The sequence below is a fragment of the Mesorhizobium shangrilense genome, assembly GCF_040537815.1.
Classification (GTDB): Bacteria; Pseudomonadota; Alphaproteobacteria; order Rhizobiales; family Rhizobiaceae; genus Mesorhizobium; species Mesorhizobium shangrilense.
Genome location: NZ_JBEWSZ010000001.1, coordinates 3,474,436 through 3,493,338 on the forward strand (window position 1 = coordinate 3,474,436; position 18,903 = coordinate 3,493,338).

Annotated in this window: 14 protein-coding genes; 9 read left to right on the forward strand and 5 right to left on the reverse strand. The window is 62.8% G+C overall.

What is annotated here, in order from left to right:
- Positions 1 to 86 precede the first annotated feature (86 nt).
- Positions 87 to 2,189, reverse strand: coding sequence for a bifunctional rhamnulose-1-phosphate aldolase/short-chain dehydrogenase (locus ABVQ20_RS17025; RefSeq protein WP_354460672.1), 2,103 nt, complete (start codon positions 2,187 to 2,189; stop codon positions 87 to 89).
- A gap of 188 nt (positions 2,190 to 2,377) precedes the next feature.
- Here ABVQ20_RS17025 and ABVQ20_RS17030 point away from each other — a divergent pair, with 188 nt between their 5' ends.
- From ABVQ20_RS17030 to ABVQ20_RS17060, 7 genes are all read left to right on the forward strand, one after another.
- Positions 2,378 to 3,187 (forward strand): DeoR/GlpR family DNA-binding transcription regulator, encoded by an 810-nt coding sequence (locus tag ABVQ20_RS17030; RefSeq protein ID WP_354460673.1) that lies wholly within the window; start codon positions 2,378 to 2,380, stop codon positions 3,185 to 3,187.
- A gap of 54 nt (positions 3,188 to 3,241) precedes the next feature.
- Positions 3,242 to 4,237 carry a rhamnose ABC transporter substrate-binding protein gene (gene rhaS, locus ABVQ20_RS17035; RefSeq protein ID WP_354460674.1) on the forward strand — a complete coding sequence of 332 codons (996 nt, stop codon included), beginning with the start codon at positions 3,242 to 3,244 and terminating at the stop codon, positions 4,235 to 4,237.
- An 84-nt stretch (positions 4,238 to 4,321) separates the two neighbouring features.
- Positions 4,322 to 5,863: a sugar ABC transporter ATP-binding protein gene (locus ABVQ20_RS17040; protein WP_354460675.1), complete on the forward strand. Its 1,542-nt coding sequence runs from the start codon at positions 4,322 to 4,324 to the stop codon at positions 5,861 to 5,863.
- Positions 5,860 to 6,837, forward strand: a complete 978-nt coding sequence (locus ABVQ20_RS17045) for an ABC transporter permease (RefSeq protein ID WP_354460676.1) — start codon at positions 5,860 to 5,862, stop codon at positions 6,835 to 6,837. Before ABVQ20_RS17040 ends, ABVQ20_RS17045 begins: the two co-directional genes overlap by 4 nt.
- Positions 6,834 to 7,829 (forward strand): ABC transporter permease, encoded by a 996-nt coding sequence (locus tag ABVQ20_RS17050; RefSeq protein WP_354460677.1) that lies wholly within the window; start codon positions 6,834 to 6,836, stop codon positions 7,827 to 7,829. The genes ABVQ20_RS17045 and ABVQ20_RS17050 overlap by 4 nt, the downstream gene beginning before the upstream one ends.
- Positions 7,829 to 8,146 carry an L-rhamnose mutarotase gene (rhaM, locus tag ABVQ20_RS17055; protein WP_354460678.1) on the forward strand — a complete coding sequence of 106 codons (318 nt, stop codon included), beginning with the start codon at positions 7,829 to 7,831 and terminating at the stop codon, positions 8,144 to 8,146. Before ABVQ20_RS17050 ends, rhaM begins: the two co-directional genes overlap by 1 nt.
- Positions 8,143 to 9,534 carry an FGGY-family carbohydrate kinase gene (locus tag ABVQ20_RS17060; protein ID WP_354460679.1) on the forward strand — a complete coding sequence of 464 codons (1,392 nt, stop codon included), beginning with the start codon at positions 8,143 to 8,145 and terminating at the stop codon, positions 9,532 to 9,534. The genes rhaM and ABVQ20_RS17060 overlap by 4 nt, the downstream gene beginning before the upstream one ends.
- Here the strand turns inward: ABVQ20_RS17060 and ABVQ20_RS17065 are convergent.
- Complete coding sequence (locus ABVQ20_RS17065) at positions 9,522 to 10,772, reverse strand: D-amino acid dehydrogenase (protein WP_354460680.1); 1,251 nt, start codon at positions 10,770 to 10,772, stop codon at positions 9,522 to 9,524. The genes ABVQ20_RS17060 and ABVQ20_RS17065 overlap by 13 nt on opposite strands.
- A 111-nt stretch (positions 10,773 to 10,883) precedes the next feature.
- Positions 10,884 to 11,879: a UDP-glucose 4-epimerase GalE gene (gene galE, locus ABVQ20_RS17070; protein WP_354460681.1), complete on the reverse strand. Its 996-nt coding sequence runs from the start codon at positions 11,877 to 11,879 to the stop codon at positions 10,884 to 10,886.
- A gap of 265 nt (positions 11,880 to 12,144) precedes the next feature.
- Here galE and hemA point away from each other — a divergent pair, with 265 nt between their 5' ends.
- A complete protein-coding gene (hemA, locus tag ABVQ20_RS17075) occupies positions 12,145 to 13,422 on the forward strand; it encodes a 5-aminolevulinate synthase (RefSeq protein ID WP_354460682.1) in 1,278 nt (425 codons plus the stop codon).
- 18 nt (positions 13,423 to 13,440) lie between these two features.
- Here hemA and ABVQ20_RS17080 read toward each other — a convergent pair whose 3' ends face one another.
- Positions 13,441 to 14,607, reverse strand: coding sequence for a pyridoxal phosphate-dependent aminotransferase (locus ABVQ20_RS17080; protein WP_354460683.1), 1,167 nt, complete (start codon positions 14,605 to 14,607; stop codon positions 13,441 to 13,443).
- A 102-nt stretch (positions 14,608 to 14,709) separates the two neighbouring features.
- The gene (mscL, locus tag ABVQ20_RS17085; protein WP_354460684.1) at positions 14,710 to 15,129 is read right to left on the reverse strand and encodes a large conductance mechanosensitive channel protein MscL; all 420 of its coding nucleotides are present in this window, start codon (positions 15,127 to 15,129) and stop codon (positions 14,710 to 14,712) included.
- A 249-nt stretch (positions 15,130 to 15,378) separates the two neighbouring features.
- On the opposite strand from mscL, the gene ABVQ20_RS17090 reads away from it, so the two are divergent.
- A complete protein-coding gene (locus ABVQ20_RS17090; protein ID WP_354460685.1) occupies positions 15,379 to 18,867 on the forward strand; it encodes a hybrid sensor histidine kinase/response regulator in 3,489 nt (1,162 codons plus the stop codon).
- Positions 18,868 to 18,903 lie beyond the last annotated feature (36 nt).

Here is an 18,903-nt window from a genome sequence, read left to right on the forward strand (position 1 = left end):
AGGGAAGCACTCCGGCGCCGGCGACCCCTCTCCCCGTTCTTTACGGGGAGAGGGTAAGGGTGAGGGGCAGCGCCGCCGTCAGACGATTATCGCGTAAAGCTCTGGGCGTTGCCGGCGTCGACATTGATGATGTTGCCGGTCGACTTGGCCGACATATCGGAAGCGAAGAAATAGATGGCTTCGGCGATATCCTCGGGAAACACCGACCGCTTCAGCATCGAGCGCGAACGGTAGTGCTCCTCCAGGTCGTCGGTCGACATCTTGTAGGCGGCGGCGCGCTGTTCCTTCCACTCGCCGGTCCAGATCTTCGAGCCACGCAGCACCGCATCGGGATTGACGACATTGACCCGGATTTGCGCCTCAGCACCTTCCAGCGCGAGGCAGCGGGCGAGATGAATCTCGGCGGCCTTGGCCGTGCAATAGGCGGCTGCATTGGGCGATGCGGCAAGGCCATTCTTGGAGGCGACGAAGACGATATTGCCGCCGATCTTCTGCACCCGGAACAGCCGGAACGCTTCCCGCGAAACGAGGAAATAGCCGGTGGACAGGATGTCCATGTTCTTGTTCCACAGCGCCAGCGTCGTGTCCTCGATCGGCGCCGACGAGGCCAAACCGGCGTTCGACACCAGAATGTCGATGCCGCCGAATTCCACCGCCGTCTCGGCAAAGCCGGAGACGACCTGATCCTCGGAAGTCACGTTGATCACCACCGGACGCACGAAATCCTTGCCATAGGCCTTGGCCAGTTCGTCATTGGCGCTGTTGAGTGCGGCCTCGTCGATATCGGCCAGCACGACGCAGGCGCCCTCGCGCAGCAGCCGATTGGCCGTTGCACGGCCAATGCCGCCGGCGCCGCCGGTGACCAACGCGATCTGCCCGGCAAGCGACTTCGGCTTGGGCATGCGTTGCAGCTTCAGATCCTCGAGCAGCCAATACTCGATATTGAAGGCCTCCTGTGCGGGCAGGCCGACATAGGACGAGACGGTCGAGGCGCCGCGCATGACGTTGATGGCGTTGACGTAGAATTCGCCGGAGATGCGCGCTGTCGCCTTGTCGCCGGCGAAGGTGAACATGCCGACGCCGGGCATCAGATAGACCACGGCATTGGGATCGCGGATGGCGGGCGAGTCCGCATGCTTGCAACTGTCGTAATAAGCCTGGTAGCCGACACGATAGGCGGCGACGTGGTCAGCGAGACGGGCAATGACGGCATCGACATCAGGCTTGGCCGGATCGAACTCGATGACCAGCGGCCGGATCTTGGTGCGCAGGAAATGATCGGGGCAGGATGTGCCGAGCGCCGCCAGCGCACGCATGTCCCTGGAATTGACGAATTCGAGCACGGCGGCGGAATCATCGAAATGGCCGAGCTTGTGGCTCTTTTCCGAGATCAGGCCGCGTATCCTCGGCATCAGCTTCGCGGCGACCGCGCGACGGTGGGCCGCATCGAGCGACTTGACCAGCTCGCCGCCGAAGATCGGCTTGCCCTCGGACCTGCGCTCGAACCAGTCGATCGCCTGGTTGATCACCGAGATCGTCGTCTCGTAGCATTCCTTCGGGGTATCGCCCCAAGTGAACAGTCCATGGCTTTCGAGGATGACGCCCTTGGCGGCGGGATGTTCGAGACAGAATTTCTCCAGCCACAGGCCGAGTTCGAAGCCCGGCCGCTTCCACGGCAGCCAGCCGATCGCATCACCGAAAATCTGCTGTGTGAGCGCCTTCGAATCTTTTGCCGCCGCGATGGCGATGATGGCGTCGGGATGCATGTGGTCGACAAAAGGCTTCGGCACGAAGGCATGCAGCGGCGTGTCGATGGAGGCCGCGCGCGGGTTGAGGTTGAAGGTGCAGTGCGGCAGGAAGCCGACCATCTCGTCTTCATGCTCGACACCGCGATAGAGGCCTTTGAGCGCGCGCAATTTGTCCATGTAGAGCGTGGCAAAGCCGTCGAGCTTGATCGAGGCGCTGTCGCCACCCGAACCCTTCACCCACAGCACTTCGACGCTCGCGCCGGTGAGCGGATCCTTCTGCCAGATCTTGGATGAGGTGTTGCCGCCGCCATAGTTGGTGACGCGCTTGTCGGAACCCAGAACATTGGAACGATAGACGAGGCGTTCCGGTTCGCTCATGGCCTGGGCTTTCACCTCGTCCCACAAATTGGCGAGGCGCGTGCCGGAGCGCTTGTCGAGCATTTGGATATCCTCCCGTGGGACACGCAAACGGCGTCGTCCCTTTTGCCCGAATTTCCACGGAAGCGCCGAACTTGTCAATCACAAACGATCAAAATCGATCATATTGCACTGCACAATGAAATTATATGATCGGAAATGATTGACACTGCGCGTTTTGGGTGCCTAGATGCCTGGGCAAGGGAGGAACCATGCACGAGAAAGAGCGCCACAGGATCATTCTGTCCGCCATCCAGGAAAAGCCTGTGGTGACGGTCCAGGAACTGGTCGACCTGACGGACTCTTCCGAGGCGACGATCCGGCGTGACATCGCCGCCATGCATGTCCAGAAGCGCCTTCGCCGTGTGCGTGGCGGTGCCGAGGCGATCTCGCCGCCGCAATTCATCGGCCTTGCCGGCCGGCCCTTTTCCGTCAACGAAACGATCAATGCCTCGCAGAAACGGGCGATTGCCCGCGAAGCCGTGGAGCTTTGCAAGGATGGCGAGCCGATCATCATCAATGGCGGCACCACGACCTTCCAGATGGTGCATTTCCTGACCGGCCACCGCATGCCGATCTTCACCAATTCGTTCCCGATCGCCGAGCATCTGCTCAAGCATTCCAAGAACACGGTCATGCTGTCGGGCGGCACCATCTACCGCGAGCAGAACATCATCCTGTCGCCCTTCGACAATGACGTGACGCGCAATTTCTATGCGCGCCGCATGTTCATGGGTGCGCAAGGGCTCGGGCCACTCGGCCTGATGGAAGCAGACCCGCTGCTGATCCAGGCCGAGCAGAAGCTGATCGACCAGGCCGACGAGCTGGTGGTGCTGATCGACTCGTCGAAGTTCCGCAAGCGCTCCAGCCTGATCCTGTGCGGACTGTCGCGCATCGCCACGGTCATCACCGATGACGGCATCGAGGACAGGGAAGCAAAGATGCTGGAGACCGCAGGCGTGACGCTGATCGTCGCCCGCAAACCGGCAAGCAACAAGGAAGAATCTTCACTGCAGGCCTGAGACGACTCGCGCCCGCAGCGGCGATGGAATGCAACGCTCAAGGGAGGATATACGATGAGCTTTCTGAAGAAATTGATGGTTACGGCGGCATTTTCCGCCGCCATGTTCGTGAATGCCGCCTATGCCGAGAACGTCAAGATCGCGCTGGTTGTGAAGTCGCTGGGCAACGGCTTCTTCGATGCCGCCAACAAGGGCGCCGAAGAAGCCGCCAAGGAACTCGGCGACGTCGACATCATCTACACCGGCCCGACCAAGGCGACCGCCGAGGCGCAGATCGAGGTGGTCAATTCGCTGATCGCCCAGAAGGTCAACGCCATCGCCATTTCGGCCAATGACGCCGATGCGCTGGTTCCGGTGCTGAAGAAGGCCATGGAACGCGGCATCACCGTGATCTCGTGGGATTCCGGCGTTGCCAAGGAAGGCCGCCAGCTTCACCTTAATCCGTCCGACACCGGCCTGATCGGCGAGACCATCATCAAGCTTGCCGCCGACTACCTGCCGGAAGGCGGCGACGTCGCCATCCTGTCGGCCTCGTCGACCGCGACCAACCAGAACGCCTGGATCGACGCGGCCAAGAAGGTGCTGCCGGAGAAGTTCCCCAAGATCAAACTGGTCGCCACCGTCTATGGCGATGACGATTCGGCCAAGAGCACGGACGAGGCCAAAGGCCTGCTGAAGTCCTATCCGAACCTGAAGGCGATCATCGCACCGACCACCGTCGGCGTCGTTGCCGCGGCCCAGGTCGTCACCGACGCGAACCTGATCGGCAAGGTCAATGTCACCGGCCTCGCGCTGCCGTCCGAGTTCAAGAAGTTCATCGACAACGGTGCCAGCCAGGCTGTCGCCCTGTGGAACCCGATCGACCTCGGCTACTCCGCCGTCTACCTCGCCCATGATCTGGCCGTGAAGAAGGAAGTGGCGAAGCCCGGCGCCACGCTGTCGATCGGCCGCGTCGGCAAGGTCACGCTCGACGACACCAACTCGGCTGCGATGGCTCCGCCCTTCCAGTTCGACAAGTCCAACATCGAGAAGTTCTCCAAGATCTATTGATCCTGGCGCACTTCGAGCTGACGCGGCGGGGCTCACGCTCCGCCGCGACTTCAAACGGACCTTGTTTCAGGGCTTGATACGGATATGGACACGACAGCCCAAGACGGCACGGCAAAGGAGGGGCCTCCGGCCTCAGCCCCACGCCTGACGCTGTCCGGTATCTCGAAGAGTTTTCCCGGAGTGCGCGCGCTGCACAATGTCAGCCTGGCGCTCTATCCGGGCCAGGTGACAGCACTCATCGGCGAAAACGGCGCCGGCAAGTCAACGCTGGTCAAGATCATGACCGGCATCTACCAGCCCGATGCCGGCACCATCAGCATTGACGGTCAGGCCGTCACCTTGCCCAGCGCACATGCGGCCTTCGGCCATGGCGTTACCGCGATCCATCAGGAAACCGTTCTGTTCGACGACCTGACCGTCGCCGAAAACATATTTCTCGGCCATGCGCCGCGATCACGCTTCGGCACCATCGACTGGCGCACGATGCGTAAGAACGCTCGCGAAGTGCTCGACACCATGCATGCCGGCCATATTGACGCCGACGCACGGCTAAAGGATCTCGGCATCGCCAACAAGCATCTGGTCGCCGTGGCGCGCGCCATGTCGATCGACGCGCAGATCGTCATCATGGACGAGCCGACCGCCGCGCTTTCGATGAAGGAGATCGAGGAGCTGTTCTTGCTCATCGAGTTCCTCAAGGAAGAGGGCAAGGCGATCCTGTTCATCAGCCACAAGTTCGATGAGATCTACCGCATAGCCGACCGCTACACGGTGTTCCGGGACGGTGAGATGGTTGGCGAAGGCCTGATCAAGGATGCGGGCCAGAGCCAGATCGTTCGCATGATGGTCGGCCGTTCGGTCGACCACATCTTCCCGCAGCGTAAGGCCGAGATCGGCGTGCCGGTGCTTTCCGTCTCCGGCCTGTCGCACCCGACCGAATTCAACGACATCGGCTTCGAACTGCACAAGGGCGAGATCCTCGGCTTCTACGGCCTTGTCGGCGCCGGGCGCAGCGAAGTGATGCAGGCGATTTCGGGCATCACCCGCACCTCAGCCGGCACGATCACCCTGGAAGGCAGGACGATCGCGCCGAAATCGGCGGCGGATTCGATCGATGCCGGGATCGTCTATGTGCCGGAGGAGCGCGGCAAGCAAGGCGTGGTGATCGGCCTGCCGATCTTCCAGAATGTCTCGCTGCCTTCACTCAAGCGCACGTCGAAATCCGGCCTGCTGCGGCTGGCGGAAGAGTTCTCGCTCGCCCGCTCCTATACCGAGCGGCTAGACCTGCGCGCATCCTCGCTCAGCCAGGATGTCGGCACGCTGTCGGGCGGCAACCAGCAGAAGATCGTCATCGCCAAATGGCTGGCGACCGCGCCAAAGGTGATCATTTTGGATGAGCCGACCAAGGGCATCGACATCGGCTCCAAGGCGGCCGTGCACGGTTTCATGGCCGAGTTGGTGGCGCAGGGGTTGTCGGTGATCATGGTGTCGTCCGAGTTGCCCGAAATCCTCGGCATGTCCGACCGCGTCGTCGTGATGCGCGAGGGTCTGGTCGCGGCGGTCTACGACAACAAGGGTCTGGACGCCGAAACGCTGGTCAGGACAGCAGCAGGGATCGCGGCATGAAGGCTTTCCTGAAGTACCGCGAAATCTGGCTGTTGGCCGCAATCATCGTTTTGATCGGGCTGATCTCGACCCGCTTCCCAGCCTTTGCCGACCCCGGCAATCTGCGCCAGGTGTTCAACGACACCTCGATCCTGATGATCCTGGCGCTCGGCCAGATGGTTGTCATCTTGACCCGGTCGATCGACCTGTCGATGGCCTCAAACCTCTGCTTTACCGGCATGGTGGTGGCGATGCTGAACGCCGCGCATCCGGCGATCCCCATCCCGCTGCTGATCGTCATCGCACTGCTGGTCGGCCTCGTGCTCGGCGCCATCAACGGCCTTTTGGTCTGGCGGCTGAACATCCCCTCGATCGTGGTCACACTGGGCACGCTGACCATCTATCGCGGCGCTACCTTCGTCCTGTCCGGGGGCGCCTGGGTCAATGCCGACAAGATGAGCCCGGATTTCATCGGCTTTCAGCGGGCGGCCTTCCTCGGCATTCCGGTGCTGTCCTGGATCGCTATCCTTGTCATCGCGCTGTTCTTCATCCTGATGACGCGCACCGCGCTCGGCCGCTCGATCTACGCCATCGGCGTCAACCCGACGGCGTCGGTTTATGCCGGCATCGATGTCGGCCGGACGAAATTCATCGTCTTCTGCATCTCCGGCATGATCGGCGGCCTCTCGGGCTACCTGTGGATCTCGCGCTATGTCATCGCCTCAGTCGAGGTCGCCAACGGCTATGAGCTCAACATCATCGCCGCCTGCGTCATCGGCGGCATCTCGATCGCTGGCGGCATCGGCTCGGCCGGTGGCGCGGTGCTCGGCGCGTTGTTCCTCGGCATCATCTCCAACGCGCTGCCGGTCATCAACATTTCGCCCTTCTGGCAGATGGCGATTTCGGGTAGCGCCATCATCCTTGCCGTCGTGCTCAACGCGCGCGGCGAACGCCGGCAAGGCCGCATCATCCTGAGAAAAGTGGAGGCGGCATGACCGACGTCCCTGCCCCGCGCCACATTCCCGACCGGCTCGACACGCCGCTGCGCTCGGCGATCTTTTCCTGGGAAGCACTGCTGGTCGTGGTGGCCGTTGCCATCTTCATCATCAACAGCTTCGCCTCGCCCTATTTCCTCGATCCGTATTCGCTGTCGGATCTGACCTTCAATTTCACCGAGAAGGGCCTGATCGCCTTCGCCATGGCGCTGCTGATCATATCCGGTGAGATCGACCTGTCGGTGGCCGCCATCATCGCGCTGGCATCGACCATGATGGGCATGGCCGTGCAGACCGGCGCCGACACGCCGGTGCTGGTGCTGATCGGCATCGTCGTCGGACTCGGCTGCGGCGCCTTCAACGGGCTGCTGGTCACGAGGCTGGGATTGCCGTCCATCGTCGTCACCATCGGCACGATGAGCCTGTTTCGCGGCATTGCCTTCATCATCCTCGGCGACCAGGCCTACAAGGGCTATCCGGAAAGCTTCGCCTTGTTCGGCCAGGGTTACGTCTGGTGGGTGGTGTCGTTCGAGCTGGTGCTCTTCCTCATCGCCGCCGTCGTCTACTGGTTCCTTCTGCACCGCACGAGCTTCGGCCGCCGTGTCTTTGCCATCGGCAACAATCCGGTCGCGGCACAGTTTTCCGGCGTACGCGTCGGCCGCACAAAATTCATCCTGTTCTGCCTGACCGGGCTGATGTCGGGCATCGCCTCGGTGCTGATCACCTCGCGGCTGGGCTCGACGCGGCCCTCGATCGCGCAGGGCTATGAACTCGAAGTCATCACCATGGTGGTGCTCGGCGGCGTCAGCATCCTCGGCGGCGCCGGCAGCATTCTGGGCGTCGTGCTTGCCGCCTTCATCATGGGGCTGGTGACCTTCGGGCTTGGCCTGCTCAACGTGCCCGGCATCGTCATGTCGATCTTCATCGGCCTGCTGCTGATCATCGTCATCGCATTGCCGATCGTCTGGCGGCGGATGCGCGGGGGACGCTGATGCCCGAGAAATACGCGTTCAAGATGAGGCTCAAGCCCGGCATGAAGGCCGAATACAGGAAGCGCCACGACGAGATCTGGCCGTCGCTGGTCGAGCTGCTGAAACAGGCCGGCGTGTCCGATTATTCGATCCATCTCGACGAGGAAACCAACATCCTGTTCGGCGTGCTGTGGCGCCAGGACGATCACGGCATGGCCGAATTGCCGAAGCATCCGGTGATGCAGCGCTGGTGGGCTCACATGGCTGATATCATGGAGACCAGACAGGACAATGAGCCGGTGGCCGTGCCGCTGGAAACCGTGTTCCATATGGAATGAGCGCTATCAATCACATCGCCGTCATCGACATCGGCAAGACCAACGCCAAGGTGGCACTGGTCGACCTTGCGACGTTGAGTGAGGTCGCGCTGCGCCGCATGAAGAATGCGCCTGTGCGGCAGGCGCCCTACCCGCATCACGATATCGAGTCGCTCTGGACATTCATCCTCAACAGCCTGGCAAGTCTCAACCGCGAACAGCGCATCAACGCCATCTCGATCACCACGCACGGCGCGACAGGCGCCTTGGTCGACGCCTCGGGCGAACTGGCGCTGCCGGTGCTCGACTATGAGTTCGACGGCCCCGACGGGCTGGCGGCGGACTATGATGCGGTCCGGCCGCCCTTCGCCCAGACCGGCACGCCGCGCCTGCCCATGGGTCTCAATCTCGGCGCGCAATTCTTCTGGCAGCAGAAACGCTTTCCAGCGGAGTTCGCCAGAGCCACGGCGATGCTGATGTACCCGCAATACTGGGCGCTGCGCCTGACCGGCATCGCCGCCAACGAGGTGACATCGCTCGGTTGCCACACCGATCTGTGGAACCCGTGGAACGCGGATTTTTCGTCATTGGTCGACCGCCTGGGTTGGCGCGGCCTGATGGCGCCGGTGCGACAAGCCAGGGACCGCCTCGGTCCGATCCTGCCTGCGCTTGCCGCGCGAACCGGGCTTGAGCCACAAACGCCCGTATTCTGCGGCCTGCACGATTCCAACGCCTCGCTGCTACCGCATCTTCTGTCCGACGCACCGCCTTTTTCCGTCGTATCAACGGGTACCTGGGTGGTGTCGATGGCCGTCGGGGGCCGGCAGGTCGCGCTCGATCCGGCGCGCGATACTCTGGTCAATGTCAACGCGCTCGGTGCCCCCGTCCCTTCGGCGCGCTTCATGGGTGGCCGTGAATTTTCCGTGCTGACGGAGGGCCATTCGGAGGACTGGACCGAAGACGACGTCGCCAATGTGTTGGCCCACAAAACACTCCTGATGCCATCGACCCAGCAAGGCTCGGGACCGTTCCCGCATCGTGCCGCCGGATGGCTCAATGCCGAGGGCATGACCAACGGCCAGCGCTTCGTCGCCATCTCGTTCTATCTCGCTGTTATGACCTCTGTTTGCCTCGATCTGATCGGGGCCGACGGTCCGACCATCGTCGAGGGCCCTTTCGCCCGCAACCGGCTTTTTATCGGCATGCTGGCAGCGGCCACCACACGTCCCGTGATCGCATCGGAAGCCGCGACCGGCACCAGCATCGGCGCGGCGTTGCTGGCTTCGGATCAGGGCCGCGCCGCCCAAGGCAAGGGCGAAAGAACTGAGCCGCCAGCCGACCCGGCGTGGGTGGATTACGTTCGCTCGTGGCGCGCGGCAGTCGACGCAGACAAGATCTACCCTGCGTAGGTCAATCCTTGCGGATCGATCTCCGGCTTGCGGCCAGCGACAAGGTCGGCCAGGAATTTTCCCGAGCCACAGGCCATGGTCCAGCCGACATGGCCGTGGCCAGTGTCGAGATAGAGATTCCTGTAGCGGGCCGGCCCGATGACCGGTACCGAGCCCGGCATCATCGGCCTCAGGCCAGCCCAAAGCTCGGCTTTCTTCTCGTCGAAGGCGCCCGGGAACAGATCCTTGCCGGTCCGGAACATCGCCGCGAAATCGGATGGCTTGTGGGTGCGGTCGAAGCCCGTGAATTCGGCGGTCGAGGCAAGCCGCAACCGGTTGCCCAGCCGCGAATAGGCGATCAACTGGTCTTCATCCGCCCCACCCATGGTCGGCCCCTTGCTCTCGTCCTCCAGCGGGATGGTCGCGGTGTAGCCCTTGACCGGATAGACAGGCAGGTCGATGCCGTAGCGGCGGCCGAACAGACCACTCTCCGGCCCCATCGAGATCACCACCGCGTCGCCTTCTATCGGCCCGGCCGAGGTCATCACCGCGCGCACCCGGTCGCCCTCTATGTCGAGGCCTTCCACTGTCGTGCCGTAGAGAAACCGGACGCCGAGTTTCTCGGCGGCGTAGGCCGCGAGATTGCGCGTGAACTGGCTGGAATCGCCGGTCTGGTCGATTGGCGAATAGACGCCGCCGGCGATCTTGTGCTTGGCACCCGCAAGGCCTGGTTCAAGCTCGACAAGGCGATTGCGATCGACGATCTCGATCGGCAGGCCATGCTGGCCGAGATAACGATAATTGTCCGTCCCTGTATCCAGGCTCTGCTGCGAGCGGAAGAAATAGAGAATGCCCTTGCTGCGTTCATCGTAGTGAATACCGGTGTCGGCCGAGATGGCGTTGATGCAGTCGCGGGAATACAGCGCCAGGCGCAGCTTGATGTCGGTATTGGCGCGCATGCGCGCAAAGGTGCACTGGCGCAGGAAACGCAGGCTCCATGCGAAGAAATAGGGATCGAAGCGCAGCCGTACCTTGATGCCGAGGTCATGATTGTAGAGCCCGCGCAGGAATGTCTTCAGCGCGGTGGGCGAGGCCCAGGCGGTGGCGTCTCCCGGCGAGACCAGACCGGCGTTCGACTGGCTGGTGCCCCGCGCCGCCATCGGGTGGCGCTCGATGACAGTGACTTCGTGGCCATCCGCCGCGAGATAATAGGCGGCCGCCGTACCGACGACGCCCGCTCCGAGCACCACAATCTTCATTCGCCCCACCTCAAAGGATCAAACCGGGTGGCGCGCCTCCGGGCGCCCCCCAGGACCCTCAATAGCGCGTCTGCGCGCAGGGGACGAGCCCTTGGCCCAAGAGATGGTCGGTCAACTCCGTACTGAATTCTTGCTGGTCAGGATACGCTCCCAGGCTAGTGCATCGGCAACGATCTGGTCGAGATCGTCTCGCTGCGGGATCCAGCCGAACTCCGCACGAGCGAGATCCGAATTGGCAACCACCGCCGCCGCGTCACCGGGACGCCGATCACCCATCCTCACCTCGAAATCCCGGCCGAAGGAGCGCCGCACGCTGTCGATGACCTCGAGCACCGAATAGCCATGGCTGTAGCCGCAATTGGCGACGAGGCTCGTGCCTCCGGCCCGCAGCCGCTGCAGCGCCAGGCGATGCGCTGCCGCAAGATCGCTGACATGGATGTAATCGCGCATGCATGTCCCGTCCGGCGTCTCATAGTCTGTGCCGAACACCTGCATGAAGGGACGCTTGCCGAGCGCGGTCTCGCAGGCGACCTTGATCAGATGCGTGGCGCCCGGCGTGGACTGACCGGCACGCCCTTTCGGATCGGCGCCGGCGACATTGAAATAGCGCAGCGCCGTGTAGCGCAGCCCGTGGGCTATGGCTGCGTCGCGCAGCATCCATTCGCTCATCAGCTTCGACAGGCCATAGGGCGATTCAGGCGCCAGGCGTGCATCCTCGCGCACCGGCTCCAGCCCGGCGCCGCCATAGACCGCGGCGGTCGAGGAGAAGATGAAGTTGGGCACGCCTTCGCGCACCGCCGTTTCGATCAGCGTGCGCGTCTTGCAGGTGTTGTTCTCATAGTAGCCGAGAGGGTCCGCGACCGATTCGGGAACCACGATCGAGCCGGCGAAATGAATGATCGCGTCGACCTTGTTATCCCGGATGACCCCGCCGACCAATTCCTTGTCGGCAACATCGCCGACGACCAGCTTCGCCTCGGGCGCCACCGCCCATTCGAAACCGGTCGAGAGACGGTCGAGCACGACAACGCTTTCGCCCGCATCCAGCAACTCCCAGACCATGTGGCTGCCGATATAGCCGGCGCCGCCCGTGACCAAAACCGTCATTCGCGTCCTCGCAGATCAAGATTTACAGGAAACTGTCTCATCGACAGCCATATGGAAAGCCCGTGACAGAACCATTACAGTCCACGGTAACCAGTCTCGCCGGCGTGTGGCATCGTTCTGAAACAAAGTTGATCCACATCAAGGGAATAGGCCACGATCCGGCTTCGTTAGGAACAGGCTTGGGGCGTGGCATTTTGACCAAAGAGGCCCGGTGGACGCCGAATAGGCCAATGACTATGATCCCGCGCAAAATTGGGAAACCGACATGAACTATCAGCGGTTCTTCGAAGAAGCGATCGATCAGCTCCACGCCGAGCGTCGCTACCGCGTCTTCGCCGACCTGGAACGCATCGCAGGCAAATTTCCGCGCGCCATATGGCGCGCCAATGGCCGTGCCGAGGAAATCACCGTCTGGTGCTCGAACGACTATCTCGGCATGGGCCAACATCCCGACGTCATCGCAGCATTCCAGAATGCGGCGGGCAAAATGGGCTCGGGCGCGGGCGGCACCCGCAACATTTCCGGCACCAGCAACCCGCTGGTCGAGCTCGAACTGGAACTGGCCGACCTGCACGACAAGGAGGCCGCACTGGTCTTCACCTCGGGCTTTGTCTCCAACGAAGCATCGATCTCGACCATAGCACGGCTGCTGCCCAATTGCCTGATCATCTCGGACGAACTGAACCATGCCTCGATGATCGAAGGCGTGCGGCGCTCCGGCGCGGAGAAGAAGATCTTCCGCCACAACGACGTCGCGCATCTTGAAAGCCTGCTGCAGGCGGCCGGCCGCGAGCGGGCCAAGCTGATCGTCTTCGAGAGCGTCTATTCGATGGACGGCGACATTGCTCCCATCAAGCAGATCGTCGAGCTCGCCGAGCGCCACAACGCCATGACCTACATCGATGAAGTCCATGCGGTAGGCATGTACGGACCGCGCGGTGGCGGCATCACCGAACGCGAAGGCCTGGCGGATCGTATCGACATCATCCAGGGCACGCTGGCCAAGGCATTCGGAACACTGGGCGGCTACATCACAGGCACGAGCGCGGTCATCGACGCCGTGCGCTCCTATGCGCCCGGCTTCATCTTCACCACCGCGCTGCCGCCGGCTCTCGCAGCCGCCACCACTGCCTCCATCCGCCATCTGAAGCGCTCGCAGGCCGAGCGTGATTCCCAGCAGCGGCAGGCGACACGGACCAAGCAGATCCTTGCCGCCGCCGGCCTGCCGGTGATGGAATCGCCGACCCACATCGTGCCGCTGCTCGTCGGTGACCCGGAACTCTGCAAGATGGCCAGCGACCGCCTGCTTGGCGTGCACGGCATCTACATCCAGCCGATCAACTATCCGACGGTGCCGCGCGGCACGGAACGGCTGCGCATCACGCCGACGCCGTTCCACTCAGATGAACTGATCGCCTCGCTGCAGGACGCGCTGGTCGAGACCTGGGATGCGCTGGGCATTCCCTACGGCTCCGCCGGCCGGCCTTCGATCGCCAACAGCGACCGCATCATTCCCCTGCTGGTACCCAAGTCGGGCGGCTGAAGCCGCCCGAAATTCTACTCAAGCAGTCTTCATCCATTTTGCCAGCCGGTGCGCCGCCTCCTCGATCTGATCGAGGCGGCGGTGGAAGCACAGCCTGAGAAAGGCTTCGCCGCCGGGACCGAAGGCGGTGCCGGGCGCCAGGCCGACATTGGCCTTGTCGACGATGTCAAACGCCGCGGCGCGTGAATCGGTGATGCCGTCTACCTTAAAGAACAGGTAGAACGCGCCCTGTGGTACCGTGAACCGTGCCCGGCCTGTTGCGCCCAGGATATCGCAGACCAGATCGCGGGCCGCCCTCGCCCGCTCCACCTGTTCGGCAATGAACGCATCGCCCTCGTCGAGGGCCGCGACCGCGCCGCGCTGCATGAACTGGGCAACGCCGGAATTCGAGTACTGGATCAGGTTCTCGAACACCTGCTGCAAGGCGGGATGCGTCTTGATCCAGCCGACACGCCAGCCCGTCATCGCCCAGTTCTTGGAAAAGCTGTTGACGAACAGGATGCGGTCTTCCGGTGACGCGATGTCGAGGAAGGATGGCGCGCGTCCGTGGCCGTAGTGGAACAGCGAATAAATCTCGTCGGCGATGATCCAGAGGTTCTTCGCGCGGGCAAGGTCGAGGATCGCCTGAAGGGTCTCATGATCGGCGGTCCAGCCGGTCGGATTGGACGGCGTGTTGATGAACAATGCCTTTGTACGCGGCGTGATTGCCACTGCGATCTTCTCGACATCGCATGACCAGCCATTGCCGGACTGGTCTAGCGTGACAGGCACAGGCACCGCTCCCGCGATCGCCGCGGCAGCCTCGAAATTCGGCCACGCCGGCGACAGATAGACAACCTCGTCGCCAGCGCCGGCGAGTGCGGCGAGCGCCAACTGGATCGCATGCATGCCGGATCCGGTGACGATGAATTCCTCCTCCGGGAAAGTCTTGCCGAAATGCCTGGCGTAATAGCGGGCAAGCGCCTGCCTGAGATCGGGGATACCTTTCTGCCAGGTGTAGAACGTCTCGCCACCTGCCAGTCCACGGGTGGCGGCGTCGCTGATGAAGGCAGGCGTCGGCAGGTCGCCTTCGCCCGCCCAGAGCGGGATCAGGCCTTCGCGCAGCCGGCCATGGTTGACGACGGCGACAATGCCGCTTTCGGGCGCGGCCCGGGCTTCAGCGCGCAAGGTCTCGATCAGGCTCATCTACGGATCCGTTTTCGCTTGGGTTGCCGCTCTCTAGCAGATGCGAAAACGAAAAACCCCGGCCGCGAACGACCGGGGTTTTGGTCCAGCGATCCGTTGCCGTTATCTCCTGGCGAGGAGATCGCGAATTTCGGTGAGCAGAGCGACATCGGCAGGCGGCGGGGCGGCCGGAGCAGCGGGCTTCTCGCGCTCGAGCCGCTTGCGCAAATTGTTCACCGCCTTGACCATCAAGAAGATGATGAAGGCGAGGATGATGAAATTCAGCGCCACGGTGATGAAATTGCCATAGGCGAAAACGGCGCCTTGCTTGCGCGCGTCGGCCAGATTGGTGGCAGTCACGTTGTGTGACAGGCCAATGAAATAGTTGGAAAAGTCGACGCCGCCGAGCGCACCGATGAAGGGCATGATGATGTCGTTGACCAGCGAAGTGACGATCGTGCCGAAGGCGGCGCCGATGATGACAGCGACGGCCAAGTCCATCACATTGCCCTTGGAAACGAATTCCTGGAATTCTTTCAGCATATGACCCTCCTGTCATGACAAGCCGCGCTACCGCTCCACCCCTTCGTTCGGCGCCGACCCATGCGCAACATAGCAAAAACCTGCGGTTGCAACATGGGCAAAAACGGGTAAGCCACTGGTTTATCTTGGCTGTAGGAGGCCAATACATCTCTCCTTGTGCTCCCAAAGCCGTGATGGACTTGATCCCCAAGCTGTGATTGCGTCTGGGCAAGCCGGATAGAAAATCGGCGAAGGGAGGATTTTCCGGGCGTGCAAGGCTGGTTCATCGTCATCATCGCGATCGCCTATGTGACGTTGCTGTTCGTCATCGCCAGCCTGGGCGACCGGCGCTCGGCCATATCAGGTCCGGGCCGGGCCCGGCCCTTCATCTACGCGCTCAGCCTCGCCATCTATTGCACCTCCTGGACCTTCTTCGGTTCGGTTGGCCTCTCCTCCGAGCGCGGCCTCGAATTCCTCGGCATCTATACCGGCCCGGTGCTGGTGTTCGTGTTCGGCTTTCCCCTGCTCAACCGCCTCGTGCGGCTGGCAAAGTCGGAGAAGATCACCTCGATCGCCGACTTGCTCGGGGCGCGCTACGGCAAGAGTTTCAGCGTCGCGGCAATCGCCACGCTGATCGCCACGATCGGCGCGGTCCCCTATATCGCGCTGCAGCTGAAGGCGATCTCTGGTTCGGTCAGCCTGATGGTCGAGCACTATACCGGCTCGCCTCCCTCCTTCGATCCGTTTGTCAGCGATATCTCGCTGGTCGTCGCCATGCTGCTCGCCCTGTTTGCGGTGCTGTTCGGCACGCGCCACGCGGACGCCACCGAGCACCAGGACGGACTCGTGCTGGCGGTCGCCGTCGAAACAGTGGTCAAGCTGGCCGCCTTCCTGGCGATCGGCTTGATGGTCACCTTCCTGATCTTCGGCGGCCCGTCCGACATGTTCGCCAAACTCGCCGAGAATACACAGGTCCGCCAGGCGATGGGCTACTCGACGTCGCTTGCAACCTGGCTGGTGCTGACGGGCCTCAGCGGCTTCGCCATCATCATGCTGCCGCGCCAGTTCTACGTCACCATAGTCGAGAACCGCAGCGAGGCCGAACTGCGCACCGCAACCTGGGTGTTCCCGCTCTACCTCGTGGCGATCAACCTGTTCGTGCTGCCGATCGCCTTCGCCGGCCTGGCGCTGGTCGGCACCAGGACCAGCAGCGACCTCTATGTGCTTTCCCTGCCCTTGTTCAACGGCCATGATGTGCTGGCCATGGCCGCCTTCATCGGCGGGCTGTCGGCGGCGACCGCCATGGTGATCGTCGAGAGCGTCGCGCTGTCGATCATGATCTCCAACGACCTCGTCATCCCGCTGTTCGTGCGCCGCCTGCTCAAGACCACGACCTCGGAGAGCGAAGATTGGTCGACGCTGATCCTCAATGTGCGGCGGGCATCCATCTTCATCATGCTGTTCGTCGCCTTTCTCTATTACCGCGAGAGCACCAACAGTGCGCGACTGTCATCGATCGGCCTGATGTCCTTCGCGGCCATCGCCCAGTTCGCGCCGGCCCTTATCGGCGGCTTGATCTGGCGTGGCGCCAACGGCAGGGGCGCGGCACTGGGCATGGTCACCGGCATCCTCGTCTGGGGCTACACGCTGCTCTTGCCTTCGTTCGCCGCGCCCGATGCCGACATCATCATCCATGGCCTGTTCGGCTTCGACGCCTTGCGGCCGCAGGCACTGTTCGGCACCATCGCGGAGCCGCTGAACCACGGCGTGCTGTGGAGCCTTTCGATCAACACGCTGTTCTTCGTCCTGGGCTCGCTTTCCCGTGCCTCGGTGCCGCTCGAACGCATCCAGGCGGCCATCTTCGTGCCGCGCGAGGCCGGTCCGATGCCGAGCCTTCGCCGCTTCCGCACCGCCATCACCGTCAACGACCTCAAGGACACGATCTCGCGCTATCTCGGCGTCGAACGCACCGAGCGCTCCTTTCAATCCTTCGAAAAGAGCAGCGGCACGTCGCTGCATGGCAAGGAGCAAGCGAGCATGGATGTGATCCGCTTCTCCGAGCAATTGCTAGCGAGCGCCGTCGGCTCCTCCTCGGCACGGCTGATCCTGGAGCTGTTGTTGCGTCGCAATGACCGCGAATCCAAGGATGCCTTCCGCCTGCTTGACGATGCCACCGAGGCGCTTCAGCACAATCGCGACCTGCTGCAGATCGCGCTCGACCAGATGGAACAGGGCATCACCGTCTTCGACCGGGACTTCCGCCTGATCTGCTGGAACCGCCAGTACCGGGCGCTGTTCGACCTGCCCGACGAGATGGGCCAGGTTGGCGTCTCGCTCGACCGCATCCTTTATCACCTTGCCGAGCGCGGCGACATTCCGGCGGACCAGCGGGTGGCGATGCTGAACCGGCTGACCAGTTTCGTCAGCCCTTGGCAGATGGAACTGAAGACCAGCGGCCGCATCCTGGAGCTGCGCTCCAACCCAATGCCGGACGGTGGCATCGTCGCCACCTACGCCGACATCTCCGGGCGCGTCGAACAGGACCTGGCGCTGAAGCGCGCCAATGAATCGCTGGAGCAGCGCGTCAAGAACCGCACGATCGAACTCACCCGCGTCAATGAGGAGCTGGCACAGGCGCAGATGCTGGCCGAGGAGGCCAATCTGGGCAAGACGCGCTTCCTTGCCGCCGCCGGCCACGACATCCTGCAGCCCCTGAACGCCGCCCGGCTCTACTGTTCGTCGCTGATCGAGAAGGCCGGCAAGGGGGCTGCCGGCAAAGCGGCAGTCAACATCGAATCATCACTGGAATCGGTGGAGACCATCCTCGGCGCAGTGCTCGATATTTCCCGCCTCGATGCCGGCGCGATGAAGCCTGACGACACCACCTTCAGCCTGGATGGACTGCTCGGACAGATCGGCAACGACTTCCGGCCGCTGGCCGCCGAGAAGAAGCTCGACCTGACGATCATGCCGTCGTCACTCAGCGTGATGACGGACCGCAACCTGCTGCGCCGCCTGATCCAGAATCTCGTGTCCAACGCGATCAAATATACGCGCCATGGCCGTGTGCTGGTGGGCGTGCGGCGGCGCGGCGACCTGGCCGAGATCCAGGTCATCGATACCGGCATTGGCATTGCCGGCGACAAGCTGAACACCGTGTTTCACGAGTTCACCCGGCTCGATGAAGGCGCGCGCGAAGCCGAGGGCCTTGGCCTTGGTCTCTCCATTGTCGACCGCCTCGCCCGGGTGCTGCGCCTCGAAATCCAGATCTTCTCAAATCCGGGCAAGGGCACGCGTTTCTCGGTCATCCTGCCGGCCGCGGCCGTGCAGGAGCCCCGCCGCGAGGTCGAGGCGAAGGCGCCTGCGCGCGCCACAACCTCGCTTGCGGGGCTTCGCATTCTCTGTATCGACAATGACACCCGCATCCTCGAAGGCATGCGGCTGTTGCTTGAAGGATGGGGCTGCATCGTCGATACCGCTCCCGGATCGCGGGACCTCGACCGGCCGGAGATGCCTCGCCCGGACATCATCCTTGCCGATTATCATCTCGATGGCGAAACCGGCCTCGGTGCAATCCGAAAGCTGCGCGCGGTCCATGGCGAGGACATCCCGGCCGTGCTGCTCACCGCCGACCGTTCGAACGAGGTGCGCACCGCCGCCGACAGGCTCGATGTTCCGGTGATCAACAAGCCGCTGAAACCCGCGGCGCTGCGCTCGATGATGGCGCGCATCAGGCCACTGGCGAAGGCGGCGGAGTGAAGTCAAGGGAACGTAATAGTTCGCCGGCTAATCGAC

Coding starts and splice junctions, on each gene's coding strand:
- ABVQ20_RS17025 (WP_354460672.1), bottom strand. CDS start 2,189: ATGCTCGACAAGCGCTCCGGCACGCGCCTCGCCAATTTGTGGGACGAG.
- ABVQ20_RS17030 (WP_354460673.1), top strand. CDS start 2,378: ATGCACGAGAAAGAGCGCCACAGGATCATTCTGTCCGCCATCCAGGAA.
- rhaS (WP_354460674.1), top strand. CDS start 3,242: ATGAGCTTTCTGAAGAAATTGATGGTTACGGCGGCATTTTCCGCCGCC.
- ABVQ20_RS17040 (WP_354460675.1), top strand. CDS start 4,322: ATGGACACGACAGCCCAAGACGGCACGGCAAAGGAGGGGCCTCCGGCC.
- ABVQ20_RS17045 (WP_354460676.1), top strand. CDS start 5,860: ATGAAGGCTTTCCTGAAGTACCGCGAAATCTGGCTGTTGGCCGCAATC.
- ABVQ20_RS17050 (WP_354460677.1), top strand. CDS start 6,834: ATGACCGACGTCCCTGCCCCGCGCCACATTCCCGACCGGCTCGACACG.
- rhaM (WP_354460678.1), top strand. CDS start 7,829: ATGCCCGAGAAATACGCGTTCAAGATGAGGCTCAAGCCCGGCATGAAG.
- ABVQ20_RS17060 (WP_354460679.1), top strand. CDS start 8,143: ATGAGCGCTATCAATCACATCGCCGTCATCGACATCGGCAAGACCAAC.
- ABVQ20_RS17065 (WP_354460680.1), bottom strand. CDS start 10,772: ATGAAGATTGTGGTGCTCGGAGCGGGCGTCGTCGGTACGGCGGCCGCC.
- galE (WP_354460681.1), bottom strand. CDS start 11,879: ATGACGGTTTTGGTCACGGGCGGCGCCGGCTATATCGGCAGCCACATG.
- hemA (WP_354460682.1), top strand. CDS start 12,145: ATGAACTATCAGCGGTTCTTCGAAGAAGCGATCGATCAGCTCCACGCC.
- ABVQ20_RS17080 (WP_354460683.1), bottom strand. CDS start 14,607: ATGAGCCTGATCGAGACCTTGCGCGCTGAAGCCCGGGCCGCGCCCGAA.
- mscL (WP_354460684.1), bottom strand. CDS start 15,129: ATGCTGAAAGAATTCCAGGAATTCGTTTCCAAGGGCAATGTGATGGAC.